The 23899-nt window shown below is 62.2% G+C and carries 19 protein-coding genes; 9 read left to right on the top strand and 10 right to left on the bottom strand.

What is annotated here, in order from left to right:
* Positions 1–7: 7 nt before the first annotated feature.
* Positions 8–1657 carry a flavin monoamine oxidase family protein gene (locus ACX80E_RS12835; protein ID WP_459302377.1) on the bottom strand — a complete coding sequence of 550 codons (1650 nt, stop codon included), beginning with the start codon at positions 1655–1657 and terminating at the stop codon, positions 8–10.
* Positions 1658–1659: 2 nt separating this feature from the next.
* The gene (locus ACX80E_RS12830; RefSeq protein ID WP_459302402.1) at positions 1660–3108 is read right to left on the bottom strand and encodes an amino acid permease; all 1449 of its coding nucleotides are present in this window, start codon (positions 3106–3108) and stop codon (positions 1660–1662) included.
* Positions 3109–3348: 240 nt separating this feature from the next.
* Between ACX80E_RS12830 and ACX80E_RS12825 the strand changes: the two genes are divergently transcribed.
* Both ACX80E_RS12825 and ACX80E_RS12820 read left to right on the top strand, forming a co-directional pair.
* On the top strand, positions 3349–3750 hold the full coding sequence (locus ACX80E_RS12825) for an alanine racemase (RefSeq protein WP_459302375.1): 402 nt from the start codon (positions 3349–3351) through the stop codon (positions 3748–3750).
* Positions 3740–5347 (top strand): PucR family transcriptional regulator, encoded by a 1608-nt coding sequence (locus ACX80E_RS12820; RefSeq protein ID WP_459302374.1) that lies wholly within the window; start codon positions 3740–3742, stop codon positions 5345–5347. Before ACX80E_RS12825 ends, ACX80E_RS12820 begins: the two co-directional genes overlap by 11 nt.
* Positions 5348–5434: 87 nt before the next feature.
* Here the strand turns inward: ACX80E_RS12820 and ACX80E_RS12815 are convergent, their stop codons facing one another.
* Positions 5435–6232 carry a nitrilase-related carbon-nitrogen hydrolase gene (locus tag ACX80E_RS12815; protein WP_459302373.1) on the bottom strand — a complete coding sequence of 266 codons (798 nt, stop codon included), beginning with the start codon at positions 6230–6232 and terminating at the stop codon, positions 5435–5437.
* A 210-nt stretch (positions 6233–6442) separates the two neighbouring features.
* Between ACX80E_RS12815 and ACX80E_RS12810 the strand changes: the two genes are divergently transcribed.
* The 6 genes from ACX80E_RS12810 to ACX80E_RS12785 all read left to right on the top strand — a co-directional run bounded on the left by ACX80E_RS12810 (position 6443) and on the right by ACX80E_RS12785 (position 13694).
* The gene (locus tag ACX80E_RS12810) at positions 6443–6961 is read left to right on the top strand and encodes a gamma carbonic anhydrase family protein (protein ID WP_459302372.1); all 519 of its coding nucleotides are present in this window, start codon (positions 6443–6445) and stop codon (positions 6959–6961) included.
* A gap of 137 nt (positions 6962–7098) precedes the next feature.
* Positions 7099–8304, top strand: coding sequence for an ROK family transcriptional regulator (locus ACX80E_RS12805; protein ID WP_459302371.1), 1206 nt, complete (start codon positions 7099–7101; stop codon positions 8302–8304).
* 220 nt (positions 8305–8524) lie between these two features.
* Positions 8525–10039, top strand: coding sequence for a multiple monosaccharide ABC transporter ATP-binding protein (mmsA, locus tag ACX80E_RS12800; protein WP_459302401.1), 1515 nt, complete (start codon positions 8525–8527; stop codon positions 10037–10039).
* Positions 10040–10065: 26 nt separating this feature from the next.
* The gene (mmsB, locus tag ACX80E_RS12795) at positions 10066–11334 is read left to right on the top strand and encodes a multiple monosaccharide ABC transporter permease (protein WP_459302370.1); all 1269 of its coding nucleotides are present in this window, start codon (positions 10066–10068) and stop codon (positions 11332–11334) included.
* 56 nt (positions 11335–11390) lie between these two features.
* Complete coding sequence (locus ACX80E_RS12790) at positions 11391–12488, top strand: substrate-binding domain-containing protein (protein WP_459302369.1); 1098 nt, start codon at positions 11391–11393, stop codon at positions 12486–12488.
* 120 nt (positions 12489–12608) lie between these two features.
* Positions 12609–13694: a Gfo/Idh/MocA family protein gene (locus tag ACX80E_RS12785; RefSeq protein ID WP_459302368.1), complete on the top strand. Its 1086-nt coding sequence runs from the start codon at positions 12609–12611 to the stop codon at positions 13692–13694.
* A gap of 95 nt (positions 13695–13789) precedes the next feature.
* Here ACX80E_RS12785 and ACX80E_RS12780 read toward each other — a convergent pair whose 3' ends face one another.
* The 7 genes from ACX80E_RS12780 to ACX80E_RS12750 form a co-directional block, all read right to left on the bottom strand.
* Positions 13790–14503, bottom strand: coding sequence for an ABC transporter ATP-binding protein (locus ACX80E_RS12780; RefSeq protein ID WP_459302367.1), 714 nt, complete (start codon positions 14501–14503; stop codon positions 13790–13792).
* The gene (locus ACX80E_RS12775; protein WP_459302400.1) at positions 14490–15329 is read right to left on the bottom strand and encodes an ABC transporter ATP-binding protein; all 840 of its coding nucleotides are present in this window, start codon (positions 15327–15329) and stop codon (positions 14490–14492) included. Before ACX80E_RS12775 ends, ACX80E_RS12780 begins: the two co-directional genes overlap by 14 nt.
* Before the next feature lie 77 nt (positions 15330–15406).
* Positions 15407–16612 (bottom strand): branched-chain amino acid ABC transporter permease, encoded by a 1206-nt coding sequence (locus ACX80E_RS12770; protein WP_459302366.1) that lies wholly within the window; start codon positions 16610–16612, stop codon positions 15407–15409.
* Positions 16609–17616, bottom strand: coding sequence for a branched-chain amino acid ABC transporter permease (locus ACX80E_RS12765; protein WP_459302365.1), 1008 nt, complete (start codon positions 17614–17616; stop codon positions 16609–16611). Before ACX80E_RS12765 ends, ACX80E_RS12770 begins: the two co-directional genes overlap by 4 nt.
* Positions 17617–17751: 135 nt before the next feature.
* Positions 17752–18987, bottom strand: coding sequence for a branched-chain amino acid ABC transporter substrate-binding protein (locus ACX80E_RS12760; protein ID WP_459302364.1), 1236 nt, complete (start codon positions 18985–18987; stop codon positions 17752–17754).
* A 214-nt stretch (positions 18988–19201) separates the two neighbouring features.
* Positions 19202–20704, bottom strand: a complete 1503-nt coding sequence (locus ACX80E_RS12755) for an MFS transporter (protein ID WP_459302363.1) — start codon at positions 20702–20704, stop codon at positions 19202–19204.
* Positions 20705–20808: 104 nt separating this feature from the next.
* Entirely contained in the window at positions 20809–23028 is a 2220-nt protein-coding gene (locus ACX80E_RS12750) for an NADP-dependent isocitrate dehydrogenase (RefSeq protein WP_459302362.1), read from the bottom strand.
* A 186-nt stretch (positions 23029–23214) separates the two neighbouring features.
* On the opposite strand from ACX80E_RS12750, the gene ACX80E_RS12745 reads away from it, so the two are divergent.
* Positions 23215–23715 (top strand): ferritin, encoded by a 501-nt coding sequence (locus tag ACX80E_RS12745; protein WP_459302361.1) that lies wholly within the window; start codon positions 23215–23217, stop codon positions 23713–23715.
* Positions 23716–23899: the final 184 nt, after the last annotated feature.

Genomic DNA, 23899 nt, shown 5'->3' with positions numbered 1-23899 from the left:
GCCACGCCTAGTCCAGGGACATCGGCCCGATCTCGGCCAGCAGCTCCCCCGGGCCGGGATTCTCCGGCGCCGAGATGCCGCCCAGGTGCTTGACCACACCCCACACGGCGTTCAACGCCGTGGTGACGGCGCCGTCGGCCCAGCCGGCCGTCCAGGACACGTCGTCGCCGGCCAGGAAGATGCCCCGCTGGCTTTCGGGCAGCTCCGCCTGGTCAAAGTGCGTGAACAGCCGCTGCTGGTAGCGGTAGTGGCCGGGCAGGTTGGCCTTGAACGCCCCCATGAAGTTGGGGTCGGCCTCCCATGACACCGTGATGGGCGACCCCACAATGTGTGAGGCAATGTCCACGTTCGGGTAGATCTGGGCCAGCGAGTGCAGCATGAGCTCCACCCGCTCCTCCGCCGACAGCGAAAGCCACTTCAGCGCGTCGTCGTTCCAGGTGTAGGAGAGCAGGATGACGGCGGGCGCGTCGGGGCCGTTGTCCAACAGGTAGGTGGCACGGTTGAGCCGGTCGGTCAGCGTCATGGACATGACCTCACGGCCCGTCTCCGGGTCAATGTCCTTCCAGAACGGCCGGTCCACCATGACGAACGTCTTGGAGGACTGCATGTAGTGCGACCGTTCAATGGCCGTCCACATGGGCGCGGCAAACAGCGATTCCTCCGTATTGATGCGGGTGGAGAGCAGCCATGACTGGCAGGTGCTGATGACCACGGGGAAACGGTGCTTCTTGCCCCAGCGCTCAGTGATTTCCAGCGAGCCGTCCGCGGCGCGGGCAATCTTGGCGACACCCCCGCGCGGGGATCCGGCGTGCAGTGACTTCAGCGAGGTCCCTGCGGGCCAGTGTGCCATGCCCGACGGCGCATCCTCCCACAGTGCCTCGGGGAGCTTTTGCGCTCCGCCGACGATACTGCGGTGGCCGTCGTCGGCGTCGGTGTAGACCACGCGGAGGATTTCCAGGATCGAGTTGGGGAAGTCGGTGTCCCAGCCACCCGTGCCGAAGCCCACCTGACCAAAAGCCTCGCGGTGGCCGAATCCGGCCTTCTTGAACGCCTCGCTCGCGGCAATGAAACCGTAAAAGGTTTGCTCATCCAATGCCGGAACCAGCGCGTTCCACAGTTCCTTGATGGTCTTGGTGTCCCGCGCCCGGATGGCTTCTTGCATCTGGGCAAATGCGGCGCCGTCGTTCACGGATGCACGCCAAGCCCGGGCCACCTCGTGGAAGAACTCCGGGAGGTCCGCCTCGGTGACGGCGTAATGGGATTCGCCAGTCAGTTCAATGACGGTGCTGGACGTTGCCCCGGAGAGCGGGTTGGGGAACTCCGCGCTCGCCAATCCCAGCTCGTCGACGTAGTGGTAGAAGGCGCGCCCCGAGACCGGGAAGCGCATCCCGCCCAGGTCCGCCGTAACATCCGGCGCCCCGGGGAAACTGGCCGTGCGCAGCCGCCCGCCAATTTGTTCGGGTTCAAAGATGACGGGCTTGAGCCCCATTTTCATGAGCTCGTAGGCGGCCACCAGCCCCGAAAGCCCTGCCCCGATGACGGCGACCTCGGTGCCATGAGCCGGCTGCGGAACACTGCCCAAACCGGCGGGGTGCGCTAAGTAGTGGTCGTAGCTGAACGGGAAATCCGGGTTGAGCATGGTGATTGTGTCAGTCATGGCTACTGTGCCTTCACGGTAGTGGTGTCATCAGCGGGAGCGTCGGCCGGCTCAAAGCTGCCGGTGGAGAGTTCCTGGTATTCGTCCTCGGTCAGGGCGGCCACACGGGAGTGGCGGCGACCATAGCCAAAGTAAGCCAGCAACCCGACCATCATCCAGACCAGGAACACCACCCAGGTGTGGCCGCCAAGGTTGACCATCAGGTAGACGCACATGAGCGCACCCAAGATGGGGGTGACGGGGTAGAAGGCCACCTTGTAACTGCGCTTGAGCTCGGGGCGGTTGCGGCGCAGGTAGATCACCGCAACGTTGACCAGGGCAAAGGCAAACAGGGTGCCGATGCTGGTGGCGTCGGCCAGGGCACCGAGCGGGACCAGCCCGGCGGTCACTGCCACCACGATGCCCACAATCAAGGTGCCTGCCACCGGGGTGCCGCGTTTTTTGGAGATCCGCCCAAAAATCTCAGGCACCAGTCCGTCGCGGGACATGGCCATCAGGATGCGTGTCTGGCCGTACAGCACCGTCAGGACAATGCTGGCGATGGCCAGGACGGCGCCCACGGAGAATACCAGGGCAATCCAGGGCTGGTGTGTGACTTCCAGCAGGATCTGGACCAGGGCGGCCTGGGTTCCGTCGAACCAGGTCCATTCGCGGGCACCGACGGCGGCCACAGCCACCAGGACGTACAGGGTGGTCACGATGACCATTGACAGCATGATGGCCCGGGGCAGGTCGCGCTGCGGGTTTTTGGCCTCCTCGCCGGCGGTGGAAGCGGCGTCGAACCCTATATAGGAGAAGAACACCCGGGACGCTGCGGCGGAGACACCGGCGGCACCCATGGGCATGAGCGGGCTCAAGTTACCTATGGTGAAGGCGCTGAAAGCAATGGCGCAGAAGAACAGCAGGATCGCGATCTTGACGATCACAATGGCCGTGTTGACCCAGGCACTTTCCTTGGCACCGCGAATCAGCAAAACCATGGACAGCAACACAATGGCCATGGCTGGCAGGTTCAGCAAACCACCGGCTCCGGGCGGCTGCGAGATGGAGTCCGGCAGCGCCCAGCCAAAGGCGGCCAAGGATTCGTTGATGTACTGGCCGGCCCCAACGGACACGGCGGCCACCGAGACGGCGTATTCGAGCACGAGGCACCAGCCACAAATCCAGGCCATGCCCTCACCCAGCGTGACGTAGGTGTAGGAGTAGCTGGAGCCTGCCGCCGGCACCATGCCCGCCATTTCCGCGTACGACACGGCGGACAACAGTGCGGCGATGCCGGCAATCAGGAAGGCGATGAAGACGGCTGGCCCGGCCAGCGGCACGGAATCGCCAAGGATCACCAAGATGCCGGTGCCCAGTGTGGCGCCCACGCTGATCATGGTCAGCTGGAAGACGCCAAAGCTGCGGACCAGCTTGCGCCCGCCGGAGCCGTTCTGGGCCTCATGGAGCATCTGCCCCAGGGGCTTGCGGCGCAGCAGTTGCCGGCCCAAGCCAACGGCGGGTCCGCTGCGTCGCGGACCCCCGGCGGTTACAGTCGACGCTGACTGCGGGCCGAGCTGATCACGTAGTGACATTCTCTAAATCCAATTCTGTGTTGTCCTGCGGGTGCAGGCAGTGCTGTGCAAGTTCCTCAACACTAATCCTGTGACGCGCATCTCTTTGTAGTGCAAAACGTCCTGTACGCTATGTCCATGAGACAAAATGCACCAACAGTTCCTGGGCTGCCGGAGGTCACCACGTGCACTGTCAGCGCGGACCTCGGTGCCGTGGAACACCATGTGCACATCGTGCGCGGCCACACCAGCGCGCCGCGTTTCATGGCAGTCGTCAAGGGAAATGCCTCCGGCCACGGCCCGCTGGAAACGGCACGGTCCGCCGTCGCCGACTGGTTGGGGACCGCCCCGTTCGCCGGGACCCTGGCCCTGCGCCGTCATGGCATAGCATCGCCCATTCTAGCGTGGCTCCACCTGAAGCTCGACAGCGGACTGAGCCGCGGCGGCGCCCACGGCGGCGCCCACGGCGGCGCCCACGGCGAGGAGATCATCAACCGCATTGCGCCGGCGCTGCAGCGGGCGTACACCCATGGCCACTGATACCAGGGGCCAGCGGGCCCTGCCCTTGTCCAATGAGGAGGTCGAATCCCGGTTCCGCTCCGTCACCTTGGCCCAATTTCTGGCGGAGCTGCCGGATGAGCTGACCATTTTGCATGGTGCCGATCTTCAGGCACGCCTGCGCTGGGTGGAGCCGAGCGAGCTGGCGGATCCCAGCCCGTACCTGATGGACGGCGAGTTTGTCCTGACCGCCGGTCTTCCCCTGCTGGGCGAGGGCGGGACGGCGGATGCGATCGAAGCCTACGTTGCGCGACTGGCGGCCGCCAAGGTCTGCGCTCTTGGGTTCGGGCTGACCCCGTACCACGATGAGGTGCCGCCCGCCCTGGCTGCGTCATGCCGGCGCCACGGGCTGACACTGGTGGAGGTGCCGCCAACAGTGCCGTTTGCCGCCATCGGGCTGCAGTTCGCGCAACTGTTGGAGTCCGATTCGGCCAAGGTGTTCCGCGAGCTGGCCGAGACCAACCGGATGCTGATGCGCTCGGTGCTCTCACCCCGCCCGGATCAGGAGGCGCTGGCCACGTTGGTGCAGCGCGTGCCCTGCTGGGCTGTCCTGGTGGGGGCCGACGGGAAGGTGCGGGCTCGCGCCGGCAGCAACCCGGCCGACGTCGTAACCCTGGGGCCGCTGCTGCAGCGGCTCTTCTCGGGTTCGGGGCCGCGGGTGGAACTGGACAGCTACCCGTCCCCGGGTTCGGAGTTTGTGCTGGGGCACCCCCTGCGCAGCACCCGGGACGTTAACCTTGGCGCCTTGGTGATTGGTTCGCCCGATCGCTTGTCGCCGGCCTACAACAACATTGTCTCCTCCGCCGTTGGCTTGCTGGAGCTGCTCTCCCGGCAGCGCACGAGTGGTTCGCTCGCGCCGAGCCAGCTGGCCACCGCGCTACTGCTGCACCCGGAGACCCTTACGACGGGCACGGCACGGGCGGTCGCGGCTGCGAAGGACCTGTTGGCGCAAAGTCTTGGCTCAACCCGGTCGGCACCCATGCGCGTTGTCCAGGGTGTCAACGTTGACGCGCCGCAGTGGCGCAACTCCGACTCCCCGGTGCGGGAGCTGTTGCAGTGGCGGCGCATCTTCGACACCAAGCTCGTGGAGATCACGGAGTACGGTTTTGCCGCCGTGACCCGCCTGAAGGTCGACGACGCAGCCGTGGCGGAGGCTGAGCGGCTCGGCTGGCGGCTGGTCATTGGCGACCCCGTGGAACTGAACAACCTGCCCGCGGCCTACCAGCGGGTGGGTGCCTTGCGCGCCCGGGCACGCGCCACCGCGGAGACGCTGCGGGTGGATTCGGTGACGTGGTCCGTGACTGGACTGTTGGGCCGGGAAGCCGGGACCATGCTTGCCGGACAGTTGTTGGCACCGTTGTTGGAGCCCGAACGCCAGGATGCGCTTCTGGCGGTGCTGCGCGGCTGGCTGGCCCAAAACGGCAACTGGGATGCCACGGCCAAGGCGCTGGGGCTGCACCGCAACAGCGTCCGCCGCCAGATCGGCGTCGTGGCTGAACTGCTGGACCGCGACCTCAACGACGCCCAGACCCGCGCGGACCTGTGGATAGCCCTGCAGTATTCACCACCGGCACCCTAACCTCGCGCGCCGAGTCAGACCGAACACCTCCAGGACGCGGCATCTCGACGTCTGACTCGGCGGGGATCCGTCTGACTCGGCGAAAACCTAGGACTCGCGCGCCCACCGCGCGTACAGCTCGGGGCGGCGCTCGGCCAGGTAGGGGACGTCCTTGCGGCTCGCCCGGATCGTATCGGCGTCGAGCTGTGCGTAGAGCAGCGTGGCGTCGGGCCCCGCGGTGGCCAAGAATCCGCCGTCGGCCCCGATAATGACGCTCCCGCCACCAAAGGTCACGGAGGATTCCACCCCGCAGTGGTTCGCGTAGGCGAGCGCCACATGATTTTCCAGGGCCCGGGCCCGCACCAGGACCTGCGGGACCTCCTCGAATCCATGCGCTAGGGCTGTGGGCACCAACACCACGTCGGCGCCGCGCAGTGCTGCCGCGCGAACGGTCTCAGGGAATTCGACGTCGTAACAAATCACTATCGAGACGACCATGCCCTTGAACTGCACGACGCCGGGAGCTTCCGTTGCGCCGATGAAGGCCTTCCGCTCGGCGTCGCCAAAGAGATGCACTTTTCCGTAGTCCAGCAGCTCGGCGCCGGAAGCGTCAACCAGCGTGGCACTGATGTTCAGGCGGTGGCCGTCCAGTCGCGGGAGGCTGTAGACCAGCGCAATGCCATGGGTCCTGGCAATCCCGGCAAGCTCCCTGCGAAGATGGCCGAGCTGGTCGCGGTCAAATTCGGCGTGAATGCGTGCGGGGTCGTAGCCGGGCGCGAACAGCTCGGGCGTCAGCAGGAGATCCGCGCCGGCGCCGGCAGCATCCCGGGCCGCTGCCTCAATAGCGGCCAGGTTTCTCGCCATGTCCAGCGGTACGGCATTAGCCTGCAACAACGCCAACAACATCTTTGCTCCTTGATCGCATCCACGGTTCATTCCTTGGCTTCCACAGTAGCGGCGCCCTGGCGGGGAGTGTGGGACTAATCTCACCATGGAACGGCGCTCCTGGGACGATTTGCCCGTTGCAGCCACCCGCTATTGGGTAGCATCGGCCAAGAGAGCGCAAATGCGCGCGTGTTGGCAACAGCCTGCCCGCCCTTGAGGAACGGATACACCATGAAGCAATTGATCACTTTTGAGAGCTTTACCCCTTCGGTGCATGAAAGCGCGTTCGTGGCGCCCACAGCAGTACTGATTGGCCGGGCCACCCTGGGCGCTGACTCCAGCGCTTTTTACGGCGTGGTGGTGCGTGCCGACACCAACACCATCACCATTGGTGCCGGCACCAACCTGCAGGACAATGTGGTGCTCCATGCAGATCCAGGCTTCCCCACCACCCTGGGCGACGGCGTCAGCGTCGGACACGGCGCGATTGTCCACGGCTGCACGGTGGAAGACAACTGCCTGATTGGCATGGGGGCCATCATCATGAACGGCGCCGTCGTTGGCACCGGCTCCCTGGTGGCAGGTGGTGCTGTGGTTCTGGAGGGCGCCATCATCCCGCCGGGTTCACTCGTGGCCGGGGTGCCGGCCAAGGTCCGGCGCGAACTTACTGCCGAAGAGCGTGATCAGGTGCGTGAGAACGCCACACGCTATGTGGCCCTGGCTGGCAAGCACCGGCAGCTCCACGGCTAGCCGGACCGGGCTGCGCCCGGCGGACTGCCCCACAAGAATGCCGCGACGCCCCGGCAGATAGTTCACAGATTGAACGTAGCTATAACTATTGAGTTAACTTCTTGACTGTAAGTTGTTCTTGGTGCACTGTTCTTTGTATGGCTGACGACGATAGCACCACCAACACGACATCCAGCCGGGCCCGCAATCCCGGCTCACAATCCGCGCTTCGTCGCCGCAATCAACAACGCCTCACCGAGCAGCTACTTAAGGGCGGGCCCGCAACGCAAGCGGACCTGGCCCGCAGAACCGGGCTTTCCACCGCGACGGTCTCCAATATCGTCAAGAGCATGGCAGCAGCAGACCTCGTCTCGCTCACACCGGTGACCAGCTCCGGCAGGAGGGCCCTGTCCGTGCGCTACAACGGAGACGGAGCCGTTGCTGCCGGCATCGATTTTGGCCGTACGCACGTCCGGGTGGTGCTGGCCAACACCGGGTATCGCGTGGTGGCTGAAGAGGAAGCGCCCCTGCCGCGCGGCCACCAGGCCGCGGAAGGCATTCAAACGGCCGCCCGCCTGCTGGAGAAACTGCTGGCCGAGGCAGGCATCTCCCGCTCGCAGCTCATCGGTGCCGGCGCAGGCATTCCCGGACCCATCGACAGCCGCAATGGCAAGGTGATCAAGGGGTCCATCCTGCCCGAATGGGTCGGCATCAACCTCCACCACCAGCTGGAAAAAGCCCTCAAGATTCCCGTCTTCGTTGACAACGACGCCAACTTGGGGGCCCTGGCGCAGCTCACTTGGGGAGAACAAGGCGGCGTCCCGAATCTGATGTTCATCAAAATTGGCAGTGGCATCGGAGCGGGGCTGGTTCTCAACGGCTCACTCTTCCACGGCAGCTTCGGTGTGACGGGGGAAATTGGCCACGTCACCATCGACGAGCACGGCATCATCTGCCGCTGCGGCAACAGGGGGTGCCTGGAAACTGTGGCCTCCACCGCCACCATGGTGGAACTGCTCAGCCGGGGTCAAGACCAGCTGATTTCCACGGCCACCATTCTCAGCCAGGCTGCGGCCGGCGATCCGGCAACCTTGCGCGTCATCGAGGATGCCGGCATGGCCATTGGCCGCGCCCTGGCCAACGTGGCGAATCTGATCAGTCCGGACGTCATTGTCATTGGCGGGCCCCTGACGGAACTGGGCGAACTGCTGCTGGCCCCGATCCGTCGGGGATTGCTCCGTCACGCCGTGCCCGTCATTGGGGACAGCATTGTGATCGTCATGTCCCAGCTGACCTCACGGGCCGAGGCGCTGGGCGCTGCCGCGCTGGTCTTCCAGAACGAGCAGACTCCGCTTATTTCTTAAACCGTTACCATCTCGTAGCGTTAAAGACTTGACCACAAGAGTGTGAGCTAGTTTACTTTTCTTCAGTACCTTTTATTGCCGGTATGCCGCGAACCAGGTTTTGCACCGCGGAAAAGTAAGGGCCCTGCCAGCTGGATTCTCCACTAGCGGGGTACAGACAAAGAAGTCAGTTGTGGAAGGCGTTAGCACTATGGTGTCCGTGAGCCCAGTCATTCTCGAGATGCGATCCATTACGAAGGAATTCCCCGGCGTCAAGGCGCTTGCGGAAGTCTCCCTCTCCGTTCATGCCAGCGAGATCCACTCCATTTGTGGCGAGAACGGCGCAGGCAAGTCAACTCTCATGAAAGTCCTCTCGGGCGTTTACCCCTTTGGCAGCTACGAGGGCGACATCGTGTTCCAAAATGAGGTCTGTGAGTTCAAGGACATCCGAGCCAGCGAAAACGCCGGAATCGTCATCATCCATCAGGAACTCGCGCTGATCCCCGAGCTGTCCATCACCGAGAACATCTTCCTGGGCAATGAACCCACCAAGTTTGGTGTCATCAACTGGACCGAGGCCCGCATGCGGACTCTGGAACTGATGGCACGCGTTGGACTGAGCGAGAATCCAGACACCCCGGTTAAGGAAATCGGAGTCGGCAAGCAGCAGCTCGTGGAAATTGCCAAGGCACTGAACAAGTCGGTCAAACTGCTCATCCTCGATGAACCCACAGCGGCCCTGAATGAATCCGACTCCCAGCACCTGTTGGACCTGATCCGGGGCCTGAAGAGCAAGGGCATCAGCTGCATCATGATTTCCCACAAGCTCAACGAGATTGAGCAGGTCTCCGATTCCATCACCATCATCAGGGATGGCAAAGCAATCGAGACCCTTGATGTCAAGGCAGACGGGGTGGACGAGGACCGCATCATCAAGGGCATGGTGGGCAGGACCCTGGAATCCCGGTTCCCCGACCACACGCCGTCGATCGGCGAGGTTTTCTTCGAGGTCAAAAACTGGACGGTGGCGCACCCCCAGATCGCGGACCGGCTGGTGTGCAAGAACTCCAGCCTCAACGTCCGGCGCGGCGAGATCGTCGGCATTGCCGGCTTGATGGGCGCAGGACGCACGGAACTCGCACGCTCCATCTTCGGCCGTTCCTATGGCAACTACATTTCCGGGCAGATCTTCAAGGACGGCAAGGAGATCACACTCCGAAACGTCCCACAGGCCATCAAGCACGGCATTGGCTATGTCACCGAGGACCGTAAGACGCTGGGCCTGAACCTCCTGGACGACATCAAGACCACCACCGTCTCCGCCAACCTCGATGCCATCTCCAAGCGCATGGTGGTTGATCGTGACAAGGAATATTCGGTGGCCGAAGATTATCGCCGGCAGTTGCGCACGAAGGCACCGAGCGTGGACGAGGGCGTGTCAAAACTCTCCGGCGGAAACCAGCAAAAAGTTGTGCTGGCCAAATGGATGTTCACCGACCCGGACCTGCTCATCCTTGACGAGCCCACCCGTGGCATAGACGTCGGTGCCAAATATGAGATCTACGGGATCATCCAGGCTCTCGCGAACCAGGGCAAGGGCGTGATTGTCATTTCCTCGGAGCTGCCAGAGCTGCTGGGCATTTCCGACCGGATCTACACCATTTTTGAGGGCGCCGTCACCGGCGTCCTGAACAAAAACGAGGCAAGCCAGGAATCGTTGATGAAACGCATGACCGCTGCCGCCAAGACTGCCTAGCTCAAAGGAAGAAAAAGGACACCCCCATGAACGCCATCAAACAACTCTTCGGCGGAAACACCCGCCAGTTCGGCATGATTTTTGCCCTGATAGCCTTGGTCATCTTCTTCCAATGGCGCTCGGGTGGGCTGTTGCTGACCCCGGACAATGTCATTAACTTGATGAACGGTTACTCCTACATCTTGATTCTGGCCGTCGGCATGGTGCTGGTCATCATCGCCGGCCATATTGACCTCTCGGTCGGTTCCGTCGCCGCCTTCGTGGGGATCGTCGTCGCACTTTCAATGCGTGACTGGGGCCTGCCGTGGTACCTGGGCATCGTGGTCGGCCTGGTGCTGGGCGCTCTCATTGGCGCCTGGCAAGGTTTCTTCGTGGCCTATGTGGGCATTCCGGCCTTCATTGTCACGCTGGCGGGCATGCTGATTTTCCGCGGTGCCAATCAATTCTTCGGCAAGTCCCTGACCGTCCCGGTGCCCGAGGATTTCCAGTTCATCGGCGCCGGTTACCTGCCGGAGATCGGCCCGGACACCGGCTATAACAACCTCACCCTGCTGATCGGCTTCTTGGCCGTTGCTGCGATCATCTGGGGCGAGCTGCGCGGTCGCAGGAAAGCGTTGACGCTGGGCGCCGGCGTCAAACCCCTGTGGGTCACCATTGTGAAGCTCGTTGTCCTCTGTGCCGTCATCCTCTACGTCACCTACCTCTTCGCCACCGGACGCCCCGGAACCTCCTTCCCGATGCCCGGCATCATCCTGGGAGTTTTGGTGTTGGTCTACGGCTTCATCAGCTCCCGCACCACCATTGGCCGTCACGTCTATGCAGTGGGTGGCAACAGGCACGCCGCAGCACTCTCCGGCGTCAAGAGCAAGCGCATCGATTTCCTGGTCATCATGAACATGGCCATCCTTGCCGCACTGGCCGGGATGATCTTCGTGGCCCGTTCCAACGCTTCCGGTCCTGCCGACGGCGTTGGCTGGGAGCTGGATGCCATCGCTGCCGTCTTCATTGGTGGAGCAGCAGTCACCGGCGGTGTGGGCACCGTGGTGGGTTCCATGATTGGTGGCCTGGTCATGGCTGTACTCAGCAGCGGCCTGCAGCTGTTGGGCGTCGGGTCTGACTGGACCCAGATCATCAAGGGCCTGGTCCTGCTGGCCGCCGTCGTCTTCGATGTTTACAACAAGAGCCAGGGCAAGCCGTCCTTCATTGGCTTCATGACGAAGAAACTCGGCGGGCGGGACAACCCAGATCTGGAAGTGGCCAAACCACTCAAGGACACCGTCAAGCTCGAACCTTAAGAAGTTTCTTCACCTCCGCACCACTTCACAAGTTATCCAACAGAAAGCGAACCACCATGTTGAAATTCAACAAGACTCTCAAGTCGATGGCCGTCGTACTGGCCGTATCGTCCATGGCCCTTGCCGGTTGTGGCCGCGCTGAGACGCCGTCCGCATCGGAGGGCGCCACTGCAGGTTTCGCCGCCGATTCGCTCATTGGTGTGGCTCTCCCGAAGAAGACCAGTGAAAACTGGGTGCTTGCAGAGCAGCTGTTCAATGACAATCTGACCGGTGCCGGCTTCAAGGCCGATGTTCAGTTCGCCAACGGCGGCGTTTCCGAGCAGCAAAACCAAATCAGTGCCATGGTCACCAAGGGCGCCAAGGTCATCATCGTCGGGGCCCTCGACGGCGCCCAGCTGGGCACCCAGCTCAAGCAGGCCAAGGATGCCGGAGCAACCGTCATCGCCTACGACCGCCTGCTGCTGAACACCGCCGACGTGGACTACTACGCGGCCTACGACAACTTCAAGGTTGGTGAGCTTCAAGGCCAGGCCCTGCTGGACGGCATGAAGGCCAAGAAGCCAAGCGGACCCTACAACATCGAGCTCTTTGCCGGCTCCCCCGATGACGCCAACGCCAAGGTCTTCTTCAACGGCGCCATGAAGGTTCTCCAGCCCAAGATCGACGACGGCACGGTAGTTGTTGCCTCAGGTCAGAAGTCGTTTGAACAGGCCGTCACGCAAGACTGGAAGGCCGAAAACGCGCAGAAGCGCATGGACTCCCTCCTCGTTGGAAGCTACAGCAGCGCCGAGCTGGACGGTGTTCTGTCCCCGAACGACACCCTGGCTCGTGCCATCCTGACCTCGGTCAAGGCTGCCGGCAAGGCCACCCCCACGGTGACCGGCCAGGATGCAGAAGTTGAGTCCGTGAAGTCCATCATGGCCGGGGTACAGTACTCCACCATCAACAAGGACACCACGGCACTTGTTGAGCACGCCATCCAGATGGTCAAGGATCTCCAGGCTGGCAAGAAGCCTGAGATCAACGACCCCACCTCCTACAACAACGGCGTGAAGGTTGTTCCGGCGTTCCTGCTGGTTCCCCAGATCGTCACCAAGGCCAACGCCGCCGAGCAGTTCGCCAAGGACAAGGTTCTTGGCCCGCTGACCAAGTAACCAGGCACCACGGCAGCAGCACCGCCCAAGGCCCCGCCCGGCGTCGTCCATCGTGACGACGCCGGACGGGGCCTTTGTCATGTTCGCTCACCGCGGCGGCGTTGCTGGCAGAATTGGCCCATGACCAGCTCACGTTTTGTCGGCAAGCCCGATTGGTACAGCACGTTCAACCCGGAAACCCTCGCAGCGACCGGCACGCCCCTGCGGTGGGGTGTTGTTGCCACCGGAAATATTGCCAACACCGTCACGGCGGATCTGGCACTCCTGGAGGATGCTGTCCTGCAGGCTGTCAGCTCGCGCAGCGAGAAAAGCGCCGCAGCGTTCGCCGCAACGTTTGGCTTCGCCTCCCACTATTTTGACGGCAGCAGCGGCCCCGGCTACCGTCAGCTGGTTGCGGACCCGGCCGTTGACGTGGTGTATGTGGCCACCCCGCACGCCCAGCACTACGACATCGTCAAGGCTGCCCTGGAGGCCGGCAAGCATGTGTTGTGCGAGAAAGCCCTCACCATCACAGCGGCCGAGTCGCGGTCCTTGATCGCGCTGGCACGCGCCAAGAAGCTGTTCCTGATGGAGGCTGTCTGGGCCCGCTTTGTCCCAGGCTTCCAGCGTGCTTTGGAAATTGTTGAATCCGGCGAAATCGGCCAGGTCAAGTGGGTGCGCGCCGACCTTGGCTTCCCCGCCCCCCTGGATGATTCCGCCCGTATCTGGGCGCCCGCGGACGGCGGCGGCGCGCTCCTGGACATCAGCGTCTACCCGCTCCTGTGGGCCTGGGGGACGCTGGGCAAGCCGGCCGCCGTTGCCGCCACCGCGGAGCTGACGGCGTTGGGTGTGGACGCGCAGAACACCTTGACGCTCAGCTACGACAACGGCGCCCAGGCCCAGCTGATCAGCTACCTTTCATCGCAGGGGCCGCGCGTGGCCACCGTGTCCGGCACCGAGGGTTGCATCGAGACCGTCGGCTCCGTCAACAACCCCAAGGGCCTGCGGATCAGCGTGGGGTGGGACTCCGAGCGCACGGAAATGTTTGACTACCCCGGCAGCGGCTACACCTACCAATTGCGTGAAGTAACCCGCTGCATCCAGGGCGGGCTGCTGGAGAGCACCACCATGCCGCTGGCTGATTCGCTGGCCATCATGGAACTGTTCGACGACGCCCGCCGCCAGATGGGTGTCAGTTACGCCAACGACACCCGCACGGACCTCTAGCCCGCTTAAGCAACTGACCCGCAGAAAACGCCGAAAAAAGTCGATTTCTCGACGTTTTTCGGCGTTTTCTGCGGGTCAGTTGCGGGGGCCGGTGGTTAGCCGACGCCCAGGTAGGCCTCCTTGATGGCCGGGTTGGCCAATAGCTCCTTGCCCGTCCCACTGTGCGTGATCTCCCCGGTCTCCAACACGAACGCCCGGTGCGCCCGGGCCAGGGCCTGGTTGGCGTTTTGTTCCACCAACAGCACTGTGGTGCCCTGGCTGTTGATCTCGGTGATGATCTTGAAGATCTGCCGGATGAACTGTGGGGCCAGCCCCATGGACGGTTCATCCAACAGCAGCAGCTTGGGCCGGGACATCAAGGCACGGCCAATGGCGAGCATCTGCTGCTCACCGCCGCTCATGGTGCCACCAAACTGCTTTTCGCGTTCCTTCAAGCGCGGGAACAAGGTGAACACGCGCTCCAGATCGTCGCTGACACCTGTCCTGTCCTTGCGGCCAAACGTGCCCATGTCAAGATTTTCCAGCACAGTCATGGCCGGGAAGATGCCGCGTCCTTCAGGTGCCTGAGAAATTCCCTGCACCACCCGCACGTGCGCCTTCATCTTGGTGATGTCCTCCCCCATGAACGTGATGGACCCGTTGGAGGGGTTCAAAATTCCGGAGATGGTGCGCATGGTGGTGGTTTTGCCTGCACCGTTTGCCCCAATAAGGGAGACAATCTCGCCTTCTTCCACAGTGAAGGACATGTTGTGGATCGCCTGAATCCGGCCATAATGGACGGAGACGTCTTTCAGCTCAAGCAAAGTCATCGTCGGGCTCCCCTAGGTAGGCGGAAACGACCTTCGGGTCTTCCCTAATTACGGATGGCACGTCGTCGGCGATCTTCTTGCCGAACTCCAGAACCACTATTCGGTCTGTGACGCCCATGACCAGTTTCATGTCGTGCTCAATCAACAACACCGTGTAGCCGTCGTTGCGGATGGCCCGGATGAGCGCCATGAGGTCTTCCTTCTCGGCCGGGTTGAATCCGGCCGCCGGTTCATCAAGACACAGCAACTTTGGGTCCGTGGCCAGCGCGCGGGCAATTTCCAGCCTCCGCTGGCTGCCGTAGGACAGGTTCCTGGCCAGCGAGCCGGCGTGCTCGGCGATACCCACAAATTCCAGCAATGCCATGCCACGCTCAATGGCCGTTTTTTCTTCATTCTGGTGGCGGGGCAGGCGCAGCAACGCGCCCACAACGGATGTTTTGTGCCGGGCGTCTAGGCCCACCACAACATTCTCCAACGCCGTCATCTCACCAAAAAGGCGGATGTTCTGGAACGTCCTGGCCAGGCCGGCACGGGTAATCTTGTGCTGCTTCATGCCGTTGAGCACGCTGCCCTCCAGCAGAACCTGCCCGCTGGTTGGCTTGTACACACCCGTCATCGCATTGAAACAGGTCGTTTTACCGGCACCGTTGGGACCAATGAGCCCCAAAATTTCGCCACGCTTGATGGTGAAGCTGACGTTGTCCAAGGCAACCAGACCACCAAATTTGACCGTCAAGTTTTTCACCTCAACCAAGTCATCGCCCACCGCAACGTCAATTTCACGCTCCGGCGCGGCAGCCTCGGCCACGGCTTCTGTGACAGCCATCGGCTCGATGACTTCAATGGGTGATTCGCCGCCGGCTGATTCAGGAACCGGAATGCCTTCACTATGTGCACCCAAGGCTAGACCTCCTTTTCGGTGGCAACGGTTGGCTTTTTCGGCGGAGCGTTTCGCACCCGGGCATAAGCTTCCTGCCCGTAGGCCAGCAGCCTGTTCCGTGCGGGGAACAAGCCCTTGGAGCGGTAGATCATGATCAGCATCAGGGCCAGGCCAAAGATCAGGTACTTGTACTCCGCAATGGCCGTGAAACGTAGCGGGATGTAAGCCACCAGGGCCCCACCAAACACGGCACCGACCTTGTTGCCCACGCCACCAAGGACGACGGCGGCGACGAACAGGATGGAGGTGACGATGTCGAACTTTTGATTGTTGACGAAGCCCACCTGACCGGCAAACAGTGCACCGGACATGCCGCCCACACCGGCACCGAGCGCGAACGCCCATACCTTGTACTTGAAAGTGGGCACGCCCATGGTTTCGGCGGCGTCCTCGTCCTCACGGATGGCAATCCATGAACGGCCCACGCGGCTCCGCTCCAGGTTGCCGGCCAGGAGCAGGACAATGATCAAAATGGTCAGGGTCAGCCAGTACCAGGGGGTGCCGTTGGAGTTGGCAAAAACGGGTATCCCGTCCTCACCCATGCCGGGCGGGCGGCCAACATTCTGGAAACCCACCTGGCCCTTCATGGCCGGGATGAGGGTGGCCAGAATGCGGATGATCTCACCAAAACCGAGCGTCACAATGGCCAAGTAGTCCCCGCGCAGGCGCAAGGTGGGGATGCCCAGGATGACGCCGATGCACATGGCCACCACAATAGCCAGGGGGATGGTCCACAGGTAGGGCACCTTGAAGAACGGCGAATCGGGGCTGGTCAGCATGGCTGCCGTGTAGGAACCGACGGCGAAGAAGGCAATGTAGCCCAAATCCAGGAGCCCCGCATAGCCAATGACAATGTTCAGGCCCACGGCAACCAGTGCATAGACGGCCATGGAAAACAGGGCCAGTGGGAAGTCGTTGCCGGGTTCGGTGGAGAGGACGGGTGGGTTCAAAATGGGCAGCAGGTACGCCACCACCACAATGACAATCAAGTACAGCCACTGCTTCTGGCGGGGCATGGCCTGCCACTTGTCGCTCCACCGGCCAAACCAGCCGGTCTTGTGCGCGGCGTCGGCGCTGATGCTGGGATTCTTTTCCTCTGCCTGCCGGTTGGCCGCTGCCTGGCTGGCCTTCGCCCCGGGCAGGGGTGTTGGTCCATCTGTCGTGCTCATGCCTTGCTCCTTCCCAGGGAGGTGCCCAAGATTCCTTGGGGACGAATCAGCAGCACCAGAACCAGAACCACGAAGGCCACAACGTCTGTCCATTGCGAGCTGCCGAGGAGGATCTGGCCGTAGTTACCAATCAAGCCCAACAACAGCCCGCCCAAGAGTGCGCCGCGGACGTTGCCGATGCCGCCAAGAACTGCTGCGGCGAAGGCCTTGATGCCGAGAATGAAACCGCCGTTGTACTGGACGCCGGAGGGAATCTTCATGACGTAAAACAGTGCAGCAGCACCGGCCAGAATGCCGCCGATGATGAAGGTGGTGACAATGATCTTTTCCTTGTTCACACCCATCAGCGTTGCCGTGTCCGGGTCCTGGGCCACGGCGCGAATGCCGCGCCCTGTCCGGGAGCGCCGGATGAACTGGTCAACAATGACCATCATGATGACTGCCGCCACCACAATGATGATTTGCTGTGAGTCAATGATGGTGCCGAACACCTCAAAGATGGGTGTGGGGATGAACATTGTCAGTGCCGGCTCCGGCAGCGGGCCGCGCCACAAGAAGATCAGGTACTGGATCACGAAGGAGGCACCAATGGCGGTGATCAAGTAGACCAGTCGGGGGGCGTTGCGTTTCCGCAATGGCCTGTAGGCCAGCCGTTCCACCAGGAACGCCGTCACCGCCGACGCCACAATGGCCGCTATCAGGGCCAGGATGATGTTAATTAGAATCGCGCCGAAACTCAGGTTCGGTGCCGACGGGCCAAATCCTAGGAAACTCAGGGTGAAGAAGACTGCGTAGCAGCCCATGATGAAAACTTCGGAGTGGGCAAAGTTGATCAGGTTCAATACGCCGTAAACAAGTGTGTAGCCCAATGCCACCAGTGCATAAATGGCACCGAAGGTCAGGCCGTCAAAGGTGGCGCTCCAGAAATTCTGGACGAGCGCACCGACGTCGAAGTTAATCCAGTCGCTGTCCGCGGGAACAGCTGTGAGAACTGTTGAGAGCATAAGTAGGTCCAGTTCCAGTCAGTCTCGGATCGTCGTTGACCCGAAACTGCCTCATTGAGCGGATGGTTGGGGCTATACCCAAATGAATGCTGTGGAGCGCCTGCCTGCACACTCCACAGCATTCATGAGGTGTTGCTACTCGCCGATGGCGCCGATCGGAACGATCTTGCCATCCTTGACCCGGTAGCCGTACACGGCCGGGGCTTGCAGTTCGCCCTTGTCGTCCCACTTGTAGTGCTTGCTCAGACCGGGTGCGTCATAGGTGTTGACCCATTCCAGGAGCTTGGCACGGTCCTGGTTGCCCTTGTCGATGCCGGCCAGCAGAACCGTCGCGGCGTCATAACCTTCAATGGAGTACGTACCGGGCTCCGCGTTCGCCAATGCCTTGTAAGCTTCGGCGAAGGTGGGGATCAATTCACCGGGGATACACGGGCAGGTGAAGAAGGCGTTCGCCGACGCGTCACCGGCCTGCTTTATGAACTGGTCATCCTTGACACCATCGGGGCCAACAAATGCGCCCTTGAAGCCCTTGGCCACCAGCTGCTGGTTGAACGGTGCACCTTCGGCGAAGTAGCCGGAGTAGAACACCGCATCAGCCTTGGCGTTGATGATCTTGGAAATGGTGGCCGAGAAGTCCTTCTGCCCTGTTGTCACCTTGTCCGAGCCCACCATGGCACTACCCAAACCGGTGGTGGTGGTGGTGCCCAAACCGATGCCATAGTCGGAGTCATCCTGGACCACGTACACCTTCTTGGCGCCGAGCTTTTCGGTCATGAACTTGGCCGCTGCCGGACCCTGCACAGCGTCGTTGCCCAGGCCACGGAAGAAGGTGCTCCAGCCGTTGTCAACCAGGGCCGGGTTCGTGGCCGACGGGGTGATGTGGACCAACTTCTGCTGCTCGAAGATGTTGCCTGTGGCCTTGGATTCGCCCGAGAACGGCAAACCGACCACACCAATGATGTTCTCTTCCTTGGTGGCCTGGGTGACAGGGCCTGTGGCCTTGGTGGGGTCACCTTCAGTATCAAACTTCTTGAACGCCACCTGGCAGTCGGCGTTGGCCTCGTTGTGCTGGTTGATGGCCAGCTGAATGCCGTTGAAGATGTTGATGCCGAGCTGGGCGTTGGCACCGGTTTCTGCACCAATGTAAGCCAGCGTGGTTGAGGACGGGCATTTTGCCTTGCCGTCACCTGCCGGGAGTACAGCGTCCGGGGGTGTTTCAATCGATGTCAGAACCGGAATATCCAGGTTCAGGCCACCTCCTGCGGCAGCGCTGGTGGCCCCGGGGGTGGCTGCCTGATTGGCACAGGACGTCATCAGCAGTGTCAGGGTTGCCGCTGTGGCGAGGGCAGTCATTACTTTCTTGCGGTTCATAAAATCGCCTTCCATAGTTAGCATCCAGACCCGCACGACGTCGTCGTCCTGCGTGGCCATTGGCTTCACGAGACTTGACACTACCCTTCAGGATGTGAAGTCCGACACACTTTGCGCGTAAAGATCTGATAACGGATGTTGTTGAGGCACGACGGCGGCCCGCACCGACACGAAGTCCGCGCCTTCAGGTTCCTTGGGCGCTGCCGTTTTTCCCCTACGGATTGTCCCGAAGGTATCCCGGGATCGACGACGTCGACGCGCCGGCCGGGTGGTCCGCCGTCGGACTGTCTGCCGCCAGCTTGTCCGCCGCGGGGTTGTCCTGCGCCGGGTCATCCGCCGGGTCATTCGCCGCGGCGTAGGCGCGTGAAAGCCTGCGGTAGGAGCGAGTGCACAGCGCCCCCAACGCCAGCATCAGGGAGACGAGGCCCGAGATGAGAAAGACCAGGGCAATACCCCTGGCCTCGCCCTGCCCGAGCAGCCAGCCCCACCGCTGCTGCCCGGGCACGGAATCCATGTAGGGGATGATCCAAAACTCGGCCAAGGGGGCAATCATGAAGGCTGTGACGGGCGCGGCCGCCGCCTCGAACGTCATGGCGAAGCCGAAGACCCTGCCCTGGGTTTTGAAGGGAACCACGCGCTGGATCACTGTCTGCTCGGCGGCCTCAACGGCGGGCATGAGCATCAGGAAGAGCCAGATGCCCACAGCACACAGCCACCACGACTCACGAACGGTAAACAGGCCCCCCACCACCCCCGTGCAGGCCACCAGGATGAGCATGGTGCGGATGGGGTTCCGCCCAAGCCCGAACTTGGCGACAAGCCCGCCGCCCATGATGAGTCCCGTGCCTGTCACCCCGAGGACAACACCCCAGACTTCCACGGGGAAGAGCGTGAGCCCGTACGGGTCCATGAGCGCCATAAACACCCCGCCGGTCAGGTTGTTGAAGGTGGTGAACAGGATCAGCGCGAACAGGCCCTGCGTGGCACGAACGGCCGCGACGCCTGCCCGCAATTCGGCGAAACCCTCGCGTTCCTCGTCCCGGACCACCCGGGGTTCGGGCACCGAGAGTGTCAGCAAATGCACCAGCACGGCAGCGCAGGCTACCAAGGCAATGACAATGGTGGCACCCATGCCCAGCATGCCAATGGCCAGGCCACTAAACACGCTGGTGATCAAAAACCCGATTCCCTGCACGGCGCCCACCAGGCCGTTGGCGTTGGCCCGCCGCCCCGCCGGCACCAGTAAGGTCACAGTCGTGGACAGGGCAATGCTGCGCAGCTGTTCTATCACCGCGCCGATGAGCACCACCAGGGCAAAGATCCAAAACCACTGTCCGGAGAGCCTGAGCAGCTCCGGCTCGGGCAGCACCAGAAACATCAGCCCGGCGATCGTGAAGAAACCAAGCGTGCACAGGGTTGAACCGACCATGATGGCACGTTTGCGATACCTGTCCACGAGGACACCGAAGAACAGGCCAAAGAACGCAACGAGCAGCATGTACGCGCCGCCAATGAGGCCCGTGGCCAGCACAGAGCGTGTCTCCAAATAGACCCAAAACGTCAGGGCCCACCACAGGAAGCTGGTGGCGATGTTGGCAACGGCCGTATTGACCAGCACGTGCATGAATGTGCGGTGGCCCCGCGCGTCGGCCGCCGGGGTCTGGGGTGCATCATCCTCGCCGTTTGGAACGACAGCCGGCATCTCTTCGTGCTGCATGACTCCAGCCTAGAACCGTACCCCGGCCGCTGGACAGGCCACGGGGCAAGAAAAAGCCCGCCTCCGGTGGGAGGCGGGCTTTTCGTGCGGGCTAGCGGGTGGGACTAGGCCAGGCTGGCGACGGCGTCGTTCAGTGTTGCCGACGGGCGCATGATGGCTGCGACCTTGGCGGCATCCGGGTGGAAGTAGCCGCCCAGATCGGCCGGTGTGCCCTGAACGGCTGCGAGTTCGCCAATGATGACGTCCTCGTTCTCGGTCAGTGTCTTGGCCACGGCGGCGAAGGCGTCAGCGAGCTGGGCGTCCTTCGTCTGGGCTGCCAGTTCCTTGGCCCAGAACTTGGCCAGGTGGAAGTGGCTGCCACGGTTGTCGATCTCGCCAACGCTGCGCTTCGGGGACTTGTTTTCCAACAGGAAAGTACCCGTAGCCCGGTCCAAGGTGTCAGCCAAAATCTGGGCGCGGGTGTTGCCCTCGTTCACTGCAAGGTGTTCGAAGCTCACGGCCAGCGCCAAGAACTCACCCAGGGAGTCCCAGCGCAAGTGGTTTTCCTTGACCAGTTGCTGCATGTGCTTAGGGGCGGAGCCGCCGGCACCTGTCTCGAACAAGCCGCCGCCAGCGATCAGCGGAACGATCGAGAGCATCTTGGCGCTGGTGCCCAGTTCCAGAATCGGGAACAGGTCCGTCAGGTAGTCACGCAGGACGTTGCCGGTGACGGAGATGGTGTCTTCGCCGCGACGGATGCGCCCAAGGGTGAAGTCCGTGGCATTTTCCGGGGACATGATCTGAATGTCCAGACCGTCGGTGTCGTGGTCCTTCAAGTACTCGTTGACCTTGACGATCAAGTTGGCGTCGTGCGCGCGTGAGGCGTCCAGCCAGAACACGGCAGGGGTGTTGGAGGCGCGGGCGCGGGTGACGGCCAGCTTCACCCAGTCACGGACGGGGAGGTCCTTGACCTGGCAGGCACGCCAGATGTCGCCCGGGGCGACGTCGTGCTGGATCAGCACGGTGCCGGCGGAGTTGACGATCTGCACGGTGCCGGCCTCGGCAAGTTCAAAGGTCTTGTCGTGGCTACCGTATTCTTCGGCGGCCTGCGCCATGAGGCCCACGTTGGGGACAGTACCCATGGTGGTGGGGTCGAAGGCGCCGTTGACCCGGCAGTCATCAATGGTGACCTGGTAAACGCCGGCGTAGCTGCTGTCCGGCAGCACGGCCAGCGTGTCTGCTTCTGCGCCGTCCGGGCCCCACATGTGCCCGGAGGTGCGGATCATGGCCGGCATGGAGGCGTCAACAATCACGTCGGAGGGGACGTGGAGGTTGGTGATGCCCTTGTCGGAGTCAACCATGGCCAGGGCCGGGCCGTCTTCGTAGCCCTTCTTGATGGCTGCTTCGACGCCGGCACGCACGTCGGCGGGCAGTGCGCCCAAACCGTCGATGATGGAGGCCAGGCCGTTGGCCGGGCTCAGGCCGGCAGCCGCCAGCGCTTCGCCGTAGTTGGCGAACAATTCCGGGAAGTACACCTTGACCACGTGACCGAAGATGATGGGGTCGGAGACCTTCATCATGGTGGCCTTGAGGTGGGCCGAGAGCAACACGCCCTCATCCTTGGCGCGGGCGACCTGGGCTGCCAGGAACTCATCGAGTGCTGCCGCACGCATCACCGTGCCGTCAACAACCTCATCGGCCAGGACCGGGAAGGCGTCCTTGAGGAGCGTGACGGTACCGTCGGCGGCGACGAACTGAATCTTGATCTTGTCATCGGCTGCGATGACCACCGACTTCTCGTTGTGACGGAAGTCGCCGTCGCTCATGGTGGCCACGTTGGTCTTGGAGTCAGCGGACCAAGCACCCATGCTGTGCGGGTTGGCCCGGGCGTAGTTCTTGACCGACAGGGGCGCACGGCGGTCGGAGTTACCTTCACGCAGTACCGGGTTCACGGCGCTGCCCTTGATCTTGTCGTAGCGGGCGCGAACGTCCTTTTCCTCATCCGTGGAGGGATCGTCCGGGTAGTCCGGCAGTGCGAAGCCCTGGCCCTGAAGTTCGGCCACTGCAGCCTTGAGCTGCGGGATGGAGGCGCTGATGTTGGGCAACTTGATGATGTTGGCGTCCGGGCTCTTGGCCAGTGCACCCAATTCGGCAAGGGCGTCAGCGCCGCGCTGGTCTGCTGCGAGGTAATCGCCGAAAACAGAGATGATACGGCCGGACAATGAGATGTCGCGAGTTTCAATGTCAACACCTGCCGTCGAGGCGAAGGCCTCAACAATGGGCAGGAGTGAGTACGTGGCCAACATGGGCGCTTCGTCGGTGAGGGTATAGATGATTTTTGCCATGGGTTGAGGCGTCTCCTACAAAAATATTCAGCGGTTATCTGCGCAAATGCTTTCGATTTCTATCCCTTCTAACCTACCCGAGTGCGCCCGTTTGCTCCCCATCGAGTCCATGTGGTGACTCTGTGTGCACATGAGGTAAGCCTCAATTACTGCGCGCCAGATTCGAAATAGTCCTAGCGTGGGGGTATGGAACTTAAAGGAAAACTCGCAGACGCCATCAACGCTCAAATTACGCTGGAGATTCAAGCTTCAGTGGTCTACCGCCAATTGGCCATCGAAATGGATGTCCAGGACCTCCCCGGAATTTCCGGCTGGTTCCTGGCTCAGTCGGCAGAGGAACTGGTTCACGCCCAGAAGTTCACCGACCACATGACCGACAGGAACGCAGCGCCCAAGATTGGCACACTCACGGCCCCGAACGTCACCATCAACTCGGTGCTTGAGGCTTTTGAGGCGTCACTGGCTCACGAGGAGAAGGTGTCCGAATCCATTCGCAACCTGTACCGCCTGGCCCAGCAGGAAGGCGACATTGATTCGATCCCGATGCTGAACTGGTTCATCGAGGAGCAGTTGGAGGAAGAAGCCTCGGTGGGCGAGATCATTGGCCGAGTCCGCCTCATCGGCGCCGACGGCAACGGCCTGCTCCGCCTGGATGCCGAGTTGGGTGCCCGCAACGCAACGGCCTAACCCCCACACAGACGCTATCGCAGCAATGGTCAGTTTTTTCGGAACGCTATCGCACCACTTGAGATAGCGTTCCGAGAAATCCAGCCATTGCTGCGATAGCGTTTTTGAGTAAGTACGACGGCGGGGTGGTGGGTTCTCTTTTGGAAGTGAGGGCCCCGCGTCTTGGTGTTTTAGGAAGGGAGAC

The organism is Arthrobacter sp. TMN-49, assembly GCF_054511095.1.
Note: the sequence above shows the minus strand (reverse complement) of the source record. Positions and strands in the feature narration are given on the sequence as shown.